Raw genomic sequence first — 17376 nt, 5'->3', positions numbered from 1 at the left:
CTATGATATTGACTAAACTGCTGTCTGATACACCGCGTGGTGCCGTGTTAATTGGTTTATGTTTTGCCGTACTATTAATACTACCTTGGCTACATCTCATACCAGAAACCTCAACATTTCATCTTTCAGCTTACTGGATTACGCTCATTGGTAAAATAATGGCACTGGCTATGGTCGCTTTGGCATTAGATCTCGTATGGGGTTATGCCGGTATCTTGAGCTTGGGACATGGTCTCTACTTCGCCTTGGGCGGTTATGCATTTGGTATGTATTTAACGCGCGAAACAGCAGGCGATGCGCTTCCAGACTTTATGCGATTTTTGAGTTGGACGGAAATACCATGGTATTGGGCTGGCACCCAAAATTTTTGGTGGGCAACAGCATTAGTAGTCTTAGTGCCAGGCCTCATTGCCTTTATATTTGGCTTCTTTGCTTTTCGCTCCAAAATCAAAGGCGTTTACTTTTCGATCATCACTCAGGCGATGGTCTATGCAGCCGCATTATTGTTTTTCCGTAACGAAACTGGCTTCGGCGGCAACAATGGATTTACTGGTTTTACCACCCTGCTAGGCTACGACATCACCGCTGCCTCTACCCGTTCAATGCTATGTTTCGTCACAGCCTTGGCGTTATTAGTATCTTATATGGGTTTGCGTCATTTGATGAATCAACCATACGGACGAGTACTTGGTGCTATTCGCGATGGCGAAAATCGCTTGCAATATTTAGGCTACCGAACATTATGGTACAAGCTATCTGCTTGGGTACTATCAGCCGTCATTGCAGGCATCGCAGGCGCACTCTATGTACCACAAGTAGGCATTATCAATCCGAGTGAAATGAATCCAGTTAATTCTATCGAGATGGCAGTTTGGGTAGCGACAGGTGGTAGAGGCAAATTAATTGGAGCAATCTTAGGAACCGGTGTGGTCAATTCGGTCAAAACTTACTTCACTGTCGCCTACCCTGAGTTTTGGCTATTGATTCTAGGTGGACTGTTTGTCGTCGTCACGCTGTTTTTACCCAATGGCATTATGGGTCTGTTTGACCGCTTCAAAAAGGAGAAGTATTGATGTTAAAGGACAAACTGTTATCGGTTGAACAACCTACCAAAGAACCGTCTGAATTTGACCACACTGATGGTCGTGATGGTCTCACTCATCCCAAAAAATCAGGTGCTGACTTTAGTCATGGTATTGCTCTATATCTAGAAGAATTGAGCGTTTGGTTTGATTCATTTCGCGCACTCAACGACTTATCGTTATACATTGAAGAAGGTGAGCTACGCTGCATCATTGGTCCAAATGGTGCGGGCAAAACCACCCTGATGGACGTTATCACTGGTAAAACTCGCCCTACAGAAGGTAGCGTGTTTTTTGGGCAAACCCATAACCTTGCCAATATGTCGACCGAAGAAATCGCTGAAGCGGGCATCGGTCGTAAGTTTCAAAAACCGACTGTCTTTGAAAACTTTACAGTAATGGATAATTTGTTATTGGCTGCCCCCAAAGACAAGCGTGTCATGCAAAGCTTATTTAACAAACTCAGTGCTGATACTCGCGATACGCTTGACGCTACCCTACAACAAATCCGCCTGACCGACAAAATCAACAAGCCAGCCGGATTGCTTTCACATGGTCAAAAACAATGGTTAGAAATTGGCATGCTGTTAATGCAAGGCCCCAAGCTAATTTTGCTTGATGAGCCTGTGGCAGGTATGACTGATGCAGAAACTGAGCATACTGCCGAGCTGTGCTTACGCCTGAAAAAAAACCATACCTTAGTCGTCGTCGAGCACGACATGACTTTTATTGATGCTATTAGCGAAAAAGTTACTGTATTGGCACAAGGTGCAATTTTGGCCGAAGGTACTTTAGCCGAAGTGCAAGCCAATGAAGCGGTGATTGAATCCTACTTAGGTCGATAGAAAGTGATTTAGATAAATCAGATAATATTAGAGAGTTGCATCTTAGGAGAAGATTTAAATGTTAGGAGACAGCCATGCTAGAAGTTAACGCTATCAACCAATACTATGGTGGCAGTCATATTTTACGGGACGTCTCGCTGACAGCACCCGTTGGCGAGTGCAGCGTGGTACTTGGTCGTAATGGTGTGGGCAAAACTACCCTACTCAAATGTTTGATGGGAATACTGCCTATCAAATCAGGAGAAATTCTACTCAATGGCAAAGACATCAGCAAACTGTCTCCTGAGCAACGAGTAAGGGCAGGTCTCGCTTATGTGCCCCAAGGCCGCGATATCTTTTCGACACTGACCGTAGAAGAAAACATCTTAATCGGCATGGCCAAATTTTCACGCAGTAAGGCCAAGCATGTACCCAAACATTTATATGATATTTTTCCGGTACTTGATGAAATGAAGCATCGCCGCGGTGGTGATTTATCTGGCGGTCAGCAGCAGCAACTGGCCATCGCTCGCGCTTTAGCCTCCGAGCCAACGGTGCTAATTTTGGATGAACCCACCGAAGGTATTCAGCCATCTATCATTAAAGATATTGGCCGCGTGCTACGAGACTTAGCGGACAAAGGCGACATGGCGGTTGTATTGGTCGAGCAGTTTTACGAGTTTGCTGAGGAGCTGGCAGATAACTACACTGTCTTGTCACGTGGCAAAGTAGTATCTCAGGGCGCAGGCGATACGATGGTCGAAAACGAAGTACAGGATTTGGTCGCCATTTAGTGATATTCACTCATAACAACCTTATAGTGATTAGAGCGTGTCTTTATTTTAAATAATGATAATTGACATAAGACAACGCTCTATATCTCGTTATAAAACCTTTTTGCAATCACAACGGTTTGTCCTATTTCATTTATTACCTTACTGGCTTCCTACCCTATACATTCTCCCCTGTATCAACCGTTCAACTTCTCGATGTTAACTGCTTGGCATCATAGCAATTGTGTATGCTGGGCGCATGAAATTTGCTATGATAGTCAGCACTTTATTACCAATATTATGATGCCATTATGATGATTCACCCTCAGTATGATCCTGTAGCATTAGCCATTGGGCCTGTTGAAGTCCATTGGTATGGGCTAATGTATTTGCTAGCATTTGCTGCCGCTTACGGACTAGCGTGGTATCGCAGCACCAAACGCGATAACTGGACTAGCGACATGGTATCCGACCTAGTGTTCTTTGGTGCACTTGGTGTGATTTTGGGCGGCCGTATCGGCTACGTCTTGTTTTATCAATTCGGTGAATTACTACAAAACCCTGCGTATCTATTTAAAGTCTGGGAAGGCGGTATGTCATTCCATGGCGGCTTGATCGGCGTCATGCTTGCGATGTTTTATTTCGCTCGTAAGTATAAGAAGACCCCATTCCAAGTATTGGATTTTATCGTGCCATGTGTACCAACTGGCCTATTATTCGGACGTATCGGCAACTACATAAATGCCGAGCTGTGGGGCCGTGTCTCTGACGGTGGCTATAACTGGCTCACTTACTTCCCACAGGCGGCTAGCGTTGACATGCAGCAGCTACAGGCTAACCCTGCGCTACAAGACATTATGACTGAAGTCAATGGTCAGTACCTATTGCCTCGTCATCCTTCACAACTATATGAAGCACTTGCTGAAGGGCTGCTGTTATTCTTATTATTATGGTGGTATTCCTCAAAACCACGTCCTCGCATGGCAGCAACAGGCGTGTTTATGTTGGGTTATGGCGTGAGTCGTTTTATCATCGAGTTCTTCCGTCAACCGGATATTGACCAAGGATTCATCTTTTTAGGCTGGATAACCAAGGGGCAAATGCTCAGCGCTCCGATGATTGTTATCGGCTTTATCCTACTCATCTATGCCTACAAACGCGGCATCTATGACTGGGGTAAGCAAGCGGCTTATTAAGCTACATATCTAACAGCATATTAAACCATACCGACGAGCATTTTTATGATTAACAGCAATAACGAGCAGGGCTATTTAGATTTGCTCCAACACGTTTTGACCACAGGCACCGAAAAAGGCGATCGTACTGGCACTGGTACGCTAAGCCACTTTGGCGCACAGCTACGCTTTGATTTGGCGTCAGGGTTTCCGCTATTGACCACCAAAAAAGTTCATTTCAAATCCATCGCTTATGAGCTATTTTGGTTTTTGAGTGGTAGTACTCACGTCGATTATCTGCAAGCCAACGGCGTGCGCATTTGGAATGAGTGGGCTACTGCCGAGCAGACGGCACGCTTTGACCGTCCTGCTGGTGACTTGGGGCCTGTCTATGGTCATCAGTGGCGCAACTATGGCGCAACGAAAGACGATGCTGGTAATTATAATGCGGATGGTGTCGATCAAATCACTCAGGTCATTGAGCAAATAAAGACCAACCCCAATTCACGACGCTTGATTGTATCTGGCTGGAATCCAGGCGAGGCCGATCAAGTTGCCCTACCGCCTTGTCATACCATGTTTCAGTTCTTTGTCGCGGACAATAAACTGTCATGTCAGCTCTATCAGCGCTCAGCAGATTTATTTTTGGGTGTACCATTTAATATTGCTAGCTATGCGCTACTTACCCATATGGTCGCGCAAATCTGTGGTTTAGAAGTCGGCGAATTCATCTGGACAGGTGGCGATTGCCACATTTATCAAAACCACCGTGAGCAAGTTGAGCTACAGTTGACACGTTCGCTATATACACTGCCTACATTGGTACTCAACCCTGATATTGATGATATTTTTGCCTTTACCTACGAAGATATTAGTGTTGAAGGTTACGAGTCACATCCTGCTATCAAAGCCAAAGTGGCTGTATAGCAGCACTTGTTTGATTGACTGCTGTAAATCAGCTTAGCATTATAAAAAATAATAAAAAGGATAGATTATGAGTTATGCCCACACCGAAGTTGCCCAAATCGCCGCGATTAGTAGTAACCGCTGTATCGGTAAGGATAATGAGCTGCCGTGGCATATCTCAGCAGACTTACAGCACTTTAAAAAAATGACGACCAAACAAAATGATGGCGGGATACAAGGTATCGTCATTATGGGTCGTAAAACCTTTGAGTCGATGGGCAGCAAACCTTTGCCAAAACGTGTGAGCTTTATCATCAGCAGCCAACTGGATTATGCGGAACAAAAAGACCTAGTTAGCAAGGACAATGCTCATGTGGTACATAATCTAGACGATGCGCTGACACAAGCAGCCAGTCTGGCACATGGCGCGCATCTTGACACCATTTGGGTCATTGGCGGCGAGCGTGTCTTTAGTGAAGCATTAATGTATACCGACCGCATCGAATTGACCCACGTCGATACCGAAATTACCGATGGTGATGCGTTCTATCCTGAGTTACCAAGTGAATTTGCAGTAGTAGAAGAGTCTAAGCAGATGCACGATGAGAAAAGCGCGTTGGATTTTAAATTTGTGACTTATAAAAATGCGGAGAAATAAGAAGTAATGAAAAAAACTTTACCATTTTTACTGCTCTTCGCATTTATGACAGGCTGCCAAAGTCTACCTCAACGAGAGCCTGTTATAGTTCCTCCTACAGTTATGCGCTCCGTAGATTTTACTCTCCCTTCTCAAGCATCGAGAAGGATGAACTTTGGAGAAAGTTTGGACCTTATACTTACATTAAATATAAATAAGAAAGGCACAGTTGACAGGGCTAGTATTCAGAAATCGTCAGGTAATCGACACCTAGATAGAAAAGCCACTATACAGGCCCGCAAAATGATATTCCATGCGGCCACTGAAGACGGTAAATTCATAGAATCAACTGTAAGCTTACCTATTGTTTACAAAATGGTTGAAGTTGATATGCACCACTGAGCTATATCTATTTACTCATGCAATACTTTATAAACCGTTTTTGCGAGCACAGGACCAATACCTTGCACGCCTGATAGCTCTTGTTGGGATGCGCCAAGTAGTTGCTGCATACCGCCAAAATGATTGAGTAAGTCACGGCGGCGCTTTTCACCCAGTCCGGGTATCACCTCTAGTACCGACGATGAACGACGCTTGTCGCGTTTCTTACGGTGCGCCGTAATCGCAAAACGATGCGCCTCATCACGAATATGCATCAGTAAGTGTAGCGCCTTACTATCCATCGGCAAATCTAAAGGTTCATGATCGATAAAGTGCAATACTTCAAGCCCAGCCTTGCGCCCTTCCCCTTTTGCCACACTAATGAGCAAGGTGTCACTCAGAATGTCCAACTCGGTCAGCACTTCTTTAGCAATACCTAGCTGACCTTTGCCGCCATCAATCAATAGTAAATCAGGCAATGGCTGTTTCTTATAACGTCGAGTCAGCACTTGTTTCATCGCTGCATAGTCATCACCGCCTTGGATGTCATGGATAGCGTATTGGCGATAATCCCGTCGGCGCGAGCCACCTTGATCGAACACCACACAGCTGCCAATGGTCGCCTCACCCATGGTATGAGAGATATCAAAACACTCAATCCGGTCAATGGTACGCTCGGTGACATCGGTCAATACATCTTTTAGTGCCCCGAAGCGCGCATGCAACTCTAAATAGTCGCCTAGCTTGGTTTTTAGCGCATTATTAGTGTTCAGTTTTGCCAAGTCTAGCCATTCGGCACGGTGCTCACGCACATTGGTTTTGATAACCACTTTACTACCGAAATGCGTCGCCAGTGCTTCACTGACCGCCACCTGATCGGGTAATTCGTGACTCAAAATAATCTCTGCAGGCAAATCATCCGTTACCTGAAAGTAGAATGAAGTAATAAAAGCAGAGAGATTGTCCGCAAGCGATTCGCTGCTGTCGACATCAGGGAAGTAATTCTTACCGCCTAGTACGCGACCGCCACGGACGGTCAGTACATTGACACAGGTCATACCTGCCTGACTGGCAATGGCTATCACGTCGGCCTCACCTTGTACGGTATAGACAGCCTGCTTGGCCTGCACCTCACGCAGCATAGACAGCTGATCGCGATAAAAGACCGCTTTTTCAAAATCCAACTCTTCGGCGGATGCTTCCATCTTTTCAATCAGTGCGCTATGAATGTCGCTAGAATCACCCTTTAAAAAGCGAATGGTGTTATTTACATCTTCTGCATACTCGTCAGGTGATACCAAACCCACACAAGGGGCACGGCAACGCTTAATCTGATATTCCAGACAAGGGCGCTTACGTTGTTTAAAAAAAGTATTGGTGCACTGGCGCATTTGAAACATTTTTTGCATCAGCACCAAGGTTTCTTTTGCCGCGTGAGCAGAGGGAAACGGCCCAAAGAATCGACCTTTTTGATGATTGCCTTTACCGCGCCCATAAGCCAACCTTGGATAAGGCTTGTCTGCTGAGATAAATACATACAAGTAAGACTTATCATCACGCAATAGCACATTGTATGGCGGGCGATACTCTTTAATCAGGTTTTGCTCAAGCAGCAATGCCTCGGTCTCACTACGGGTGATAATGGTTTCAATATCATGAATCCGTGCCACTAGTGCCCGAGTCTTTGGATGATCGATTGTCTTAGCGAAGTAGCTATTCACACGGCTCTTAAGCGATTTGGCTTTACCCACATACAGGATATCACCGTTTTTACCCAGCATCTTATAGACGCCTGGCAAATTTGGTAGACGTTGAATCAAATGTTTAAGACGGGCTTTTTTATCATCGACAGGACTAGATTCTGAGACATTGACCATAGAATTTATTGCTCTCAAGATACTGATATATAGCTAGTTATGGGGCGGTAGTAAGCGTTTTGCAAGCCAGTTATCATGACAGCGTTGCCCATAAAAAAGCCAGCACCAAGGCTGACTTTTATTGACTAACAAACTGCTGTTATTAATGCCAATTGATGAAAGTTAATGACGGAAGTTCTCCATCAATGCTGGGATGCCTGGTAGCATACCAACGATAGCCATGACACTGGTCAATACCACAAACATAATACCAGGTATGATCCAGCGGCTCATTTTCGTTAAATTAGAACTACGCTCTTTAGAGCCAATCAAACCTAAATTATCAAGCAATAAAGTAATTGACCAACCGAATGCTGGGTTAACTAGCGCAGATGCGAATACGACAATAGCGGCAGATTGCGTGGTTTTGCCTTCTCGAGTCATCTCCATGCCAGCTTCTAGCAATGGGATAAATACACCCACAATCAATGCAACACACATCACTGGCTGCCAGATAGCCAGATCCATTGGATAGCCCCACACCCCTGCGATAATACAGAATAAGGCCGTTAACAAAGCACCGGCAGGAATTGGACGCTTGGCAATTGCCGCTGGAACAATGTAAGTACCCCATGATGATGCAAAGTTAGCACCACCTAGTACAGAGCCTGCGACCTGACGAATTGAAGCACTGGTCATTGTATCATCGATATCCATTAGCACTTTTTCAGTACGTTTAGGATAGCTGATTTTTTGGAATACTTGATGACCTAAGAAATCTGGCGACCACATCGCAACGGCTAAAATAGCAAACGGCAATACCACAATAAAGCTTTCAACTGTTGGTAGTCCAAGCATCCAACCTGTGTTTTCACCCCACCAATACATAGGGTTCATATGTGGTAAACCTGGTGCTGTTTTAAACTCAAAAGGTGCACCCAGTGCAAAGGCAAGTCCACCACCTAACACACAGCTTAGTGGGACTGCTAGCCAGCGTTTTTGCCAATGTTCTAGTAATGCGTATAACAAAATCGTTGCTAGAATAATAAAAAAGGCAATATGCGACATGCCGATACTCTCTGACCAGGCAAACAAGTTTTTAACCTGTGAGGTGGTACCGATAAACCCTAAGTAAATCAAAAGGCCACCGCACACACCCTTACTGGTTAAGTTGGCCAGCAAGCTCCCTCCTTTACTGATAGCAAGCAGCAAACCAAAAGCACCAATCAATAGGCCAAAAGCCATTGGATGCCCGCCAGCGGCTACTACAATAGGGATAAGTGGGATGAGAGGACCGTGAGTACCAGCAAGGTTGGCCGTCGGTAGTAAAAATCCTGAAAACAAGATAATAAAGAATGAAACGATTAATAGCTCATAACGAACGTTCTCTAAAACAAACGCGTCGCCCAAACCAAGCGGACCTGCAAATGTTGCGGCAATCGCGCCTACCATAACGACTTTACCAATCGTCGCGGCCATGGCTGGAATGGTATCTTCAAATTCAAAACGGTAATCACGGAATGGTAAATTGGCGCGCCAGCGTTTTGGCTGCATGATTTGTAATTCATGGTTTAGATAATCATCACGACTTTCAAAACTCGAACTTGGTTTGTGCAAATCAAGATAGCTATCTGATAGCTCCGTGTCATAATTAGACGGCTGCTGATTAGACCCTGGAGAAGGGATCTGAGTGTTACTCATCACATTTCCTTGTGTCGACTGAGGCTTTTGTTTACTGATAATTTATTAATGTGACTCTATATAAAATAAAGTAACCATTAAAAATTGCAAGCCATTGTATGACATGGGAACTGGAAATGCGAGCATATAAGTATGTAAAGATGCTATATATATCACTATATTTCATAACTTAAAGTTTTTATTATAATTTTTTGGAAACTTAATCAACTATTAAATTGACAAAAAATATCAAATATTAGCTACTAATACTTAATATCAAAGCCTCTTGTTGACAGACATCTATATACGTTTGTTAACTTTTAACGGCATAATTTTTATACTATCTCGGCATTAGTTACGCTTTAAGTCTAGCAGTTTTGCTGTTTTTTACTTATGATAAATACCCTTTAATTATTAGAACGTATTGAATATTTACAAACAGCGCGTGTCCTCAATTCAATCGATAGTCTTCCATATGGGCTAAAATGGTGAATCCTTAACACGCCTTATTCTTTTACATAGTTTTCAAAAAATTGACGCCATCGGTATAACTAAAAAATCAAAAAAGTAATAGGATGAATTCATGAGTTTACTACCTACCAATTTTGAGACTTTAAAACGTCGAGCAAAACAAAGCATCCTACCCTTGCTAACCCCACACTTACTTAAGCTGCGTATCAACACTTATGCCCCTTATGTCGGTGCAGGTATCAAAATCGATCACATAAGTCTTGACCAAGGTCTATGTGTCGTCAGTATGGGACTAAACTCGTTAAACAAAAATATCGTCGGTACTCAGTTTGGTGGTAGTTTGTACTCGATGGTTGATCCCTTCTATATGATTATGCTGATGCATCAATTAGGTAGTAGCTATGTTGTCTGGGATAAAAGCTCACATATTGATTTTGTGGCACCGGGCCATACCAAAGTAACGGCACGAATGAAAGTTGCCAGCTCAGAAATCATTACCATTCAAGAATTAGCAAAAGATGGTGACGCTGTTTTTCGTGAATATAAAGTCGATATAGTCGATGAACAGCAAAAAGTTATTGCGACTGTCACAAAGACGATATATATCAGACTGCGTAAATACAGTAAATCCAAAAATCAAACCAGTCGTATAGACAATTTGGATAGTGACAGCTAAGACGCTGCTAAGCGTCTAACTCTTAAATTTTATTTAAAAGCCCACATACAAAAACCCCAACCTAGCTTGCGCATAGATTGGGGTTTCGTCTTTTTTGGTATGGCCCGCTTATTTATATGATAAACCTATTAATAAGGGCTTGTATCTACTTTTGCTTAGTTGCCTTGCCATTTAATAGAAGGCTTAGCAACTAAGCAAGTTTGAGCATCTGCTCAAACTTATGCTTTAGCGGCAGTTTTCTTTGGAGCAGCTACACGCGGAGCAAGTTTTTCGCGGATACGTGCTGATTTACCAGAACGCTCACGTAAGTAGTATAGTTTCGCACGGCGAACAGCACCACGGCGTTTCACTTCAATGCTGTCAATGATTGGTGAATGCAATTGGAATGCACGCTCAACACCAACACCGCTTGAGATTTTACGTACGGTAAACGCTGAGTTTAGACCGCGGTTACGCTTAGCAATTACAATACCTTCAAAAGCCTGTAAACGCTCACGATCGCCTTCACGTACTTTTACTTGAACCACAACGGTATCGCCGGGTGCAAAGCTTGGGCGCTCAATCAATTGAGCATTTTCGATGACCTGAACTAATGGATGCTTGTTGCTCATGAGAGTTATCTCCTCACATTAGATAATAGAGGCTTAACGCATATCACCTGTTTGTAATAATTAATCGCATCTCTTTATGGTGAGACGCAACGTAAATGGGTTATAACCAAAGGCCACTATGCGATGACCTGTTTATTGTTGCGCAAAATTTGTTTCTTAACCGTTTATCAAATCAATCATTTATAAGATGGCTTTTATCAACGCTACTCTTATGAATGCTGTTTTTTGTCTGCTTTTGCCAATGCTTTTAGCCACTTAGCTTGTTCTACCGTTGGTGTAAATGCCTGCCACAAGTCTGGACGACGCGCTTGCGTGCGACTGACTTGCTGACTAAAGCGCCACTTAGCGATATTGGCATGGTGTCCTGACAGTAAAACATCAGGTACTGCCATACCAGCGAACTCATGTGGTTTAGTATAGTGTGGGCAGTCAAGCAAGCCATCCACAAAGGAGTCTTGCTCAGCAGACCTATCATCACCCATAATGTCAGGCAGACGACGTATCACGCTATCCATAAGTACCATTGCTGGTAGCTCACCACCGGTCAGCACATAATCACCTAGTGATACCTCCATATCAACATATTGCGATAGCAGGCGCTCATCTATGCCTTCATATCGACCGCACAATAAAATCATGCCATCGTATTCCGTCATATCAACAACTCTACTCTCACTGAGCGTTTGCCCTTGTGGCGACATATAAATCACCGGACAGTGCTCACTGTCAACACGGCAGCCATATTGACTAGCCCGCAAGCGCGCATCCTCGATAGCTTTTGACAATGGCTCAGCCATCATCACCATCCCAGGACCGCCACCATAAGGGCGCTCATCAATACGGCGATAGTTATCAGTGGTATAATCACGTGGATTAATGCATTCAATCGCCACTTGATTCTGAGTGACTGCTCGACCTGTGATACCAAAATCACGAATCGTAGCAAACATCTCAGGAAAAATACTAATGACGGCAAAATACATCTAATATCTACTTGCACTGTGGCTATTAATGGTTAAATGAATCGGTATGATTATCGATGATAACTAACAAAAAAGCCGAAGCTTGTCTCGTTAAAGCTGGTATCAATAATCACTTGGCCATGCCACAAGCACTGTTTTTTCAGTCATATCGACCTGTATTACAGTTTGTTTGTGCCATGGAATCAGGCGCTCTTCACCATCTAAACTATCTGAATTTGCCGTTACACGCATGATGTCATGGGCACCGGTCTCAAACATCTCAGTGATATTGCCTAAATATTCATCTTGCTCGTTCATCACCCGCAAGCTGACCAAATCCGACCAATAATATTCGTCTTCAGCTGTCTCAGGCAAAACGTCTTGTTCGACCCAAACGGTAACACCGTTCATGGTCTCAGCAACATTGCGATCAGGAATCTGCTCAAATTGAGCCACAATTCCTGTGCCCTGCTTACGCCAAGCTTTAACAGTTAAAGGTTTCATGCCAGTGGCAGTTTTCATCCACCACGGCTGCATGTCAAATATTGCCGTACGATCTTCTGTATCACTAAACACCCAAAGCCAACCTTTAATACCGTAAGGCTTTTTAAGCTGGCCAATTTTCATAAGGGCACTAGCGTTTGGAGTGGATGACATAACGGCTAACCTAACATTGATTAAAACAGCAATTGTAAATACATTTCAATCAAAAGCGATAAACGCAATCAAAAGCGATAAACAGTTAATGGCGTACCCTGGCCAAGCCAGTTACGCTATGTTTTCTAAAGTCTATAACAACAAAAACTTAAGCAGTTGCTTCAGTTTGAGCGGCAGACTTGTTGTAAGCTTTTACTAATGAAGCAACGCGATCTGAAGGTTGTGCACCTTTTGCGATCCACGCATTGTACGCTTCCATATTTAGACGTACTGCTTCTTCAGACTCTTTAGCGAGTGGGTTAAAAAAGCCGATGTTTTCAATGTAGCGACCGTCACGCGCGCGGCGTTGATCAGCAACAACAACTTGATAAAATGGGCGTTTCTTGGCACCGCCCCGTGCTAAACGAATAACAACCATGTGAATTCTCTCTTTCGCAGGTATACCAAAAAGGGCATAATTATATCACAGTCTTTATTTATTGAAAACATAAACTATGCTTATTTAATTATTTATTAACAATAGCTTAAACGCTAGTGGATGTGAACATAATTGCGAATTGCCACCACTTTTCAAACTACCATATCGTACTATCCTTGATATCAGATTGTTAACATAATCATCCGTAGATATCGAAATGGTTTATAAATGACACACCACCCTAAAGCGCTCAGTATCCCTAGATGATTGTGTTAATCTATAGAGCATCGACTATGTGCTATTTACCCAATCACTTAATAACACTATATGTCGTCAGAATAAAAGCGATGATACTCGCAATGCTAATGCTTTGCTTTTCACAAAGCTAAAGTACGATAACGCTTAAACATACTCTAATAAAATCTTTTTCAATATGTTGGATTTATATGACTATCTCAAACCCAAAACCACGTCGTAAAGGTTGGCTAGCACGCTCCTACTCCAATACTTGGCTGACAACTTTGATGGTTTCCTTCATTGTCCTTATTAGTGTTGGCTTATCGATTTTATTCTTTTGGCGTAGCCTTTATTTACCGGAGCTAAAAAATCATGCTCGCTATTTAACAAGCGAGCTACAACTAATAAATAGTGTTAATAAAGATTGGCAAAATAACCCTAAGGTCCGCCAATGGATTTATCAGCACTCTCATGTCGTAGTGGTAAATAATCCTAACGACTTTCCAGAAGTGTCTGATAAGGCTTTTGTTGGAGTCTTTACCGATGTGTTGCAACGTGAAATTGGTGCGCAGTTAGGTCGTCCTGTTGAGGTGTACTTTAAATTCAAGCCAACACCGCAGCTTTGGATACAAGATAGTCGTGATGACAGTTTTTGGATTCGTGAACCAGTGGTTTATTATTCACAGTACAGTCCTGGGTTATTGGTGCTCTTCCTCATTGGGCTACCTATTTTATCGCTACTAACCATTATCCTACTAGCCAGGCAGCTAAACCGTCCATTACGCTATTTGCAACGTGCAGCAACCAACTATATTCGTCTTGGTCATGCAACCACTTTACCCACGCAAAAAGGTCCCACAGAGATACGTCAGGTCAATATGGCATTTAACCGCCTATTCACCACTTTAAACCAAGCGCAAAAAGAACGTACCATTATGCTTGCTGGTATCTCACATGACCTACGTACACCATTGACTCGCATGCGTTTGACGGCAGAAATGCTACCAGATGACTTTTTTCGGGAAGGATTAATTTACGATATTGAAGATATGGATGCGATTTTAGAGCAGTTCATCTCTTTTATGAAAGACGGCTCGGACGAACCAGTGAGTTTGACCAATTTAGATACCATATTTAATGAGATTATGGTGCAGTTTGCGCCAATAAAGTTTATTTATCAGTCAGAGTGTGACAAGGTTGTACCCGTACGACCGTTATCTATCAAACGCCTGATTATCAATTTGGTCAATAACGCAAATCGTTATGGCAAACCACCTATTTATCTCTCAGCCACTGTTGTACCAACTTTTACAGAAACAGTTGAAACTGAAGATAGTGAGGTAGTTACTGAAAGCGCGATTAATAAAGAAGCTCAAGAAGAGTTAATGATATGTGTACGTGATTGCGGTGATGGCGTTGCAGAAGACCAGTTAGAACGTATTATGCAACCATTTGAACGTGGAGAGACCGCACGTACCACACAAGGTAGTGGACTGGGACTGGCTATCGTTAGCCGAATTGCAGGATTACATCATGGTAAGGTCGAAGCAATCAACCACCCCGATGGTGGTCTACAAGTCTGTGTACATATTCCTTTACTGTCTAAAGTTGCTGGAGATCAGACCATCGCTTCTGATACAGAAGACACCCTTGTGTCCAATGATGATGTGCTAGATAAGAAATACTAAGTATTGATAATACATACTCAAAAACACCTGATGGTGGTTTTAAATACTTCTAAAAAAGCACCTTGATTACTAAAGACTAGCAATGCTCCGTATATCCTAGTCTCTAGTTCCAATAGTAGGAGGGATATAGTTGGCGCTATTAGTAAACTCTAACGGCTGGGTAATGCTTTCTTTTGCTGCTTTTAATGTTTGAGTTGTTGATGGTTGCTGCAAGAATAAATAATAACCCAATGTTATCGCATTTAACACGACCAAACCACCAAATAAATACGGCATTCTTTATCTTCCTTTGCTTCTAGGCTGTTTTCAAAAAACTATTTTTGAAACATTTATCGTTAATCAACTACTGATAATTATTTCATCTAAAGACATCAAACCAATCTATAGCTTATTGATTCATATATCCGCTATTCCTTATCCAAAACCCCGTTATTACTTATCATCAAAATCACGCTCACTCTTTTCTTGCGTCAACTCATCAGCAGCCAGGATTTGTGTCAGTGGCTTAATAGGCCATGTCATAATAAATCGGGCACCACCAAGCTCTTGGCTCTCATCAACTTTCATATTACCATTAAACCAAAAAGCAATGCGCGATACAATAGACAAACCTAGCCCATAGCCACCCGATGCTCGCGTACGACTGTCATCTAAACGCGAAAATGGAATAAATACTTTTTCACGATCTGACTCTGGAATCCCATGCCCATCATCTTCAACGCTCACAAAAGCATTGCCTTTTTTCACTCCAGCACTAATGACTATCGTCGTCTCTGCATAACGTAGTGCATTACCTGCAAGATTTTGGATCACACGATGTAAATATCGTTTATCTGCAACGGCCGTCACTTTAGCGCTTGGTAGCTTGGTTACAATTTTTATTGGCTTGCCCAAAGCATTAGTTTCTCGCTCTATCTGCTCAAGTAACTCTCTTAAATTGACGGGCTCTAAATCCAACTTGGGCGAACCTTCCTCTAGCTTTGCATAGGTCAAAATCTCATCAATCAAACCATTAAGCGACTCAATATCTTCATCGATATAATCACGTTGCATAAAACGTGAGTCCTCATCGTCAGTATCAGCAAGCATATCAACAGCAAAGCGAATACGAGCCACAGGGGTACGTAATTCGTGTGACACTGCTCTTGTCAACTCTCGCTGCGACTCAATCAATCGTTTGATATGTGAAGTCATCGCATTAAAAGTCGCAGATAAGCGCGCAATTTCATCTTGTCCTATTACTTGAACCTGAATGTCCAAATTGCCCTTACTGACTTCATTGACACCAACCTGAATCAACTGCAATTTACGCTCAAGCGGGAAAATCAATGCATAGACACCTAAACTAATCAAAAACATGCTGATAAGGATCATACTGATAATTAAATTGAGTGGGAACCAATTGAATAACGGTACTGGACCGATCAAAATCGCCATATCGTTGATTTCAGAGGGTACAACTATTTTGATAGCCGAACTTTTACTACTATTGGTATCTTGTAATGAGATAACCACCTCATCACGGCGCAAGCGCCCCATTTGATCTGTATCTAAATTAAGTGTGTTTACTGCTTTAAACTCTAACGGAAAAGAGAACTTTTCTTCTAACTGAGCCAAACGTGCACGTTTATCAGACAACGTCATATGGTAAGACAAATCATCCAAGAGAAACACCGCTATGGCTCTTACTTGCTGCTCGGTCACTTGCGTTACTCTTGCTGTTAAGACGCTTTGCTTATCAGGCAAACGATAATAAACATCAGCGTATACAGGCTGAGCAACATAGCGAACAACCGTATCTCCATTTTCAAAACGTCGCAATTCACTGGCATTAAAATCTACCTCGTCAATAGGTACAATACTAAACTCTGCACCAAATAAACTGCTAGCGTCAGACAACCAATATTCACGCTGCTCTTCATTTCTCTGATGCGCAATGCCTTCGCTCACCAAATGAAAGGCACCTGTTGCCATACTTTCACGATAAGACTGTACACGCTCTTTATTAATGGTATCCATCAATAACTGAGCAAACAATGCCACACATAGACAGACTATGAGTAGTCCTGCATAAATACGAACAAAGATACTGTGTTTTAAAGAAGAGACTAATGACATACGCGCCGTAACCAACTTAATAAATAAAAACTGCTGATATCATTCAACATATAAGCGCTGTATTATATGCTGAATAATTCTGAGAACGGTTGAATAAAGATAACTACGGACTACTGTATTTTGGTTAATACATAATATTCATCTAAAGCCATACCTATATAACCTTTACTTAATCAGCACCCACTCTAATTACCTAATTAAACCACATAACACTGCATTTAAGT

Annotated in this window: 16 protein-coding genes and 1 pseudogene; 9 read left to right on the top strand and 8 right to left on the bottom strand. The window is 42.6% G+C overall.

Annotated features, from left to right (window positions below; translation table 11 throughout):
• The first annotated feature begins 2 nt into the window (after positions 1–2).
• The 7 genes and pseudogenes from urtC to ACT3SX_RS04760 all read left to right on the top strand — a co-directional run bounded on the left by urtC (position 3) and on the right by ACT3SX_RS04760 (position 5799).
• Entirely contained in the window at positions 3–1073 is a 1071-nt protein-coding gene (gene urtC, locus ACT3SX_RS04790; RefSeq protein ID WP_192519389.1) for an urea ABC transporter permease subunit UrtC, read from the top strand.
• A gap of 92 nt (positions 1074–1165) precedes the next feature.
• Positions 1166–1927: pseudogene (urtD, locus tag ACT3SX_RS04785) on the top strand (urea ABC transporter ATP-binding protein UrtD); the annotation flags it as partial.
• 74 nt (positions 1928–2001) lie between these two features.
• Complete coding sequence (gene urtE / locus ACT3SX_RS04780; RefSeq protein WP_192519387.1) at positions 2002–2700, top strand: urea ABC transporter ATP-binding subunit UrtE; 699 nt, start codon at positions 2002–2004, stop codon at positions 2698–2700.
• Positions 2701–2990: 290 nt separating this feature from the next.
• On the top strand, positions 2991–3875 hold the full coding sequence (lgt, locus tag ACT3SX_RS04775; protein WP_192519386.1) for a prolipoprotein diacylglyceryl transferase: 885 nt from the start codon (positions 2991–2993) through the stop codon (positions 3873–3875).
• A gap of 45 nt (positions 3876–3920) precedes the next feature.
• On the top strand, positions 3921–4781 hold the full coding sequence (locus ACT3SX_RS04770) for a thymidylate synthase (RefSeq protein ID WP_192519385.1): 861 nt from the start codon (positions 3921–3923) through the stop codon (positions 4779–4781).
• Between the two features lie 67 nt (positions 4782–4848).
• Entirely contained in the window at positions 4849–5418 is a 570-nt protein-coding gene (locus tag ACT3SX_RS04765; RefSeq protein WP_192519384.1) for a dihydrofolate reductase, read from the top strand.
• 6 nt (positions 5419–5424) lie between these two features.
• Positions 5425–5799, top strand: a complete 375-nt coding sequence (locus tag ACT3SX_RS04760) for a TonB family protein (RefSeq protein WP_192519383.1) — start codon at positions 5425–5427, stop codon at positions 5797–5799.
• An 11-nt stretch (positions 5800–5810) separates the two neighbouring features.
• Here the strand turns inward: ACT3SX_RS04760 and uvrC are convergent, their stop codons facing one another.
• The gene (gene uvrC, locus ACT3SX_RS04755; RefSeq protein ID WP_192519382.1) at positions 5811–7655 is read right to left on the bottom strand and encodes an excinuclease ABC subunit UvrC; all 1845 of its coding nucleotides are present in this window, start codon (positions 7653–7655) and stop codon (positions 5811–5813) included.
• Between the two features lie 162 nt (positions 7656–7817).
• Positions 7818–9335 (bottom strand): DUF3360 family protein, encoded by a 1518-nt coding sequence (locus ACT3SX_RS04750; protein ID WP_192992208.1) that lies wholly within the window; start codon positions 9333–9335, stop codon positions 7818–7820.
• A gap of 562 nt (positions 9336–9897) precedes the next feature.
• Between ACT3SX_RS04750 and ACT3SX_RS04745 the strand changes: the two genes are divergently transcribed.
• The gene (locus ACT3SX_RS04745; RefSeq protein ID WP_192519380.1) at positions 9898–10461 is read left to right on the top strand and encodes a DUF4442 domain-containing protein; all 564 of its coding nucleotides are present in this window, start codon (positions 9898–9900) and stop codon (positions 10459–10461) included.
• A 218-nt stretch (positions 10462–10679) separates the two neighbouring features.
• Here the strand turns inward: ACT3SX_RS04745 and rplS are convergent, their stop codons facing one another.
• From rplS to rpsP, 4 genes are all read right to left on the bottom strand, one after another.
• Complete coding sequence (rplS, locus tag ACT3SX_RS04740) at positions 10680–11072, bottom strand: 50S ribosomal protein L19 (protein ID WP_192519379.1); 393 nt, start codon at positions 11070–11072, stop codon at positions 10680–10682.
• 209 nt (positions 11073–11281) lie between these two features.
• Positions 11282–12055, bottom strand: coding sequence for a tRNA (guanosine(37)-N1)-methyltransferase TrmD (trmD, locus tag ACT3SX_RS04735; protein ID WP_192519378.1), 774 nt, complete (start codon positions 12053–12055; stop codon positions 11282–11284).
• 102 nt (positions 12056–12157) lie between these two features.
• Positions 12158–12691 (bottom strand): ribosome maturation factor RimM, encoded by a 534-nt coding sequence (gene rimM / locus ACT3SX_RS04730; RefSeq protein ID WP_192519377.1) that lies wholly within the window; start codon positions 12689–12691, stop codon positions 12158–12160.
• 148 nt (positions 12692–12839) lie between these two features.
• Complete coding sequence (gene rpsP / locus ACT3SX_RS04725; RefSeq protein WP_068038349.1) at positions 12840–13109, bottom strand: 30S ribosomal protein S16; 270 nt, start codon at positions 13107–13109, stop codon at positions 12840–12842.
• Between the two features lie 446 nt (positions 13110–13555).
• Between rpsP and ACT3SX_RS04720 the strand changes: the two genes are divergently transcribed.
• Positions 13556–15034, top strand: a complete 1479-nt coding sequence (locus ACT3SX_RS04720) for an ATP-binding protein (protein WP_192519376.1) — start codon at positions 13556–13558, stop codon at positions 15032–15034.
• Between the two features lie 96 nt (positions 15035–15130).
• On the opposite strand, the gene ACT3SX_RS04715 is transcribed toward ACT3SX_RS04720, so the two are convergent.
• The gene (locus ACT3SX_RS04715) at positions 15131–15310 is read right to left on the bottom strand and encodes a hypothetical protein (protein ID WP_192519375.1); all 180 of its coding nucleotides are present in this window, start codon (positions 15308–15310) and stop codon (positions 15131–15133) included.
• A 156-nt stretch (positions 15311–15466) separates the two neighbouring features.
• Positions 15467–17152 (bottom strand): ATP-binding protein, encoded by a 1686-nt coding sequence (locus ACT3SX_RS04710; RefSeq protein ID WP_192519374.1) that lies wholly within the window; start codon positions 17150–17152, stop codon positions 15467–15469.
• Positions 17153–17376 lie beyond the last annotated feature (224 nt).

It is taken from the genome of Psychrobacter sp. AOP31-B2-9, from assembly GCF_052378005.1.
Lineage (GTDB): Bacteria > Pseudomonadota > Gammaproteobacteria > Pseudomonadales > Moraxellaceae > Psychrobacter.
The sequence above is the reverse complement of the archived record's forward strand: the minus strand, read 5'-3'. Positions and strand labels throughout refer to the sequence as shown.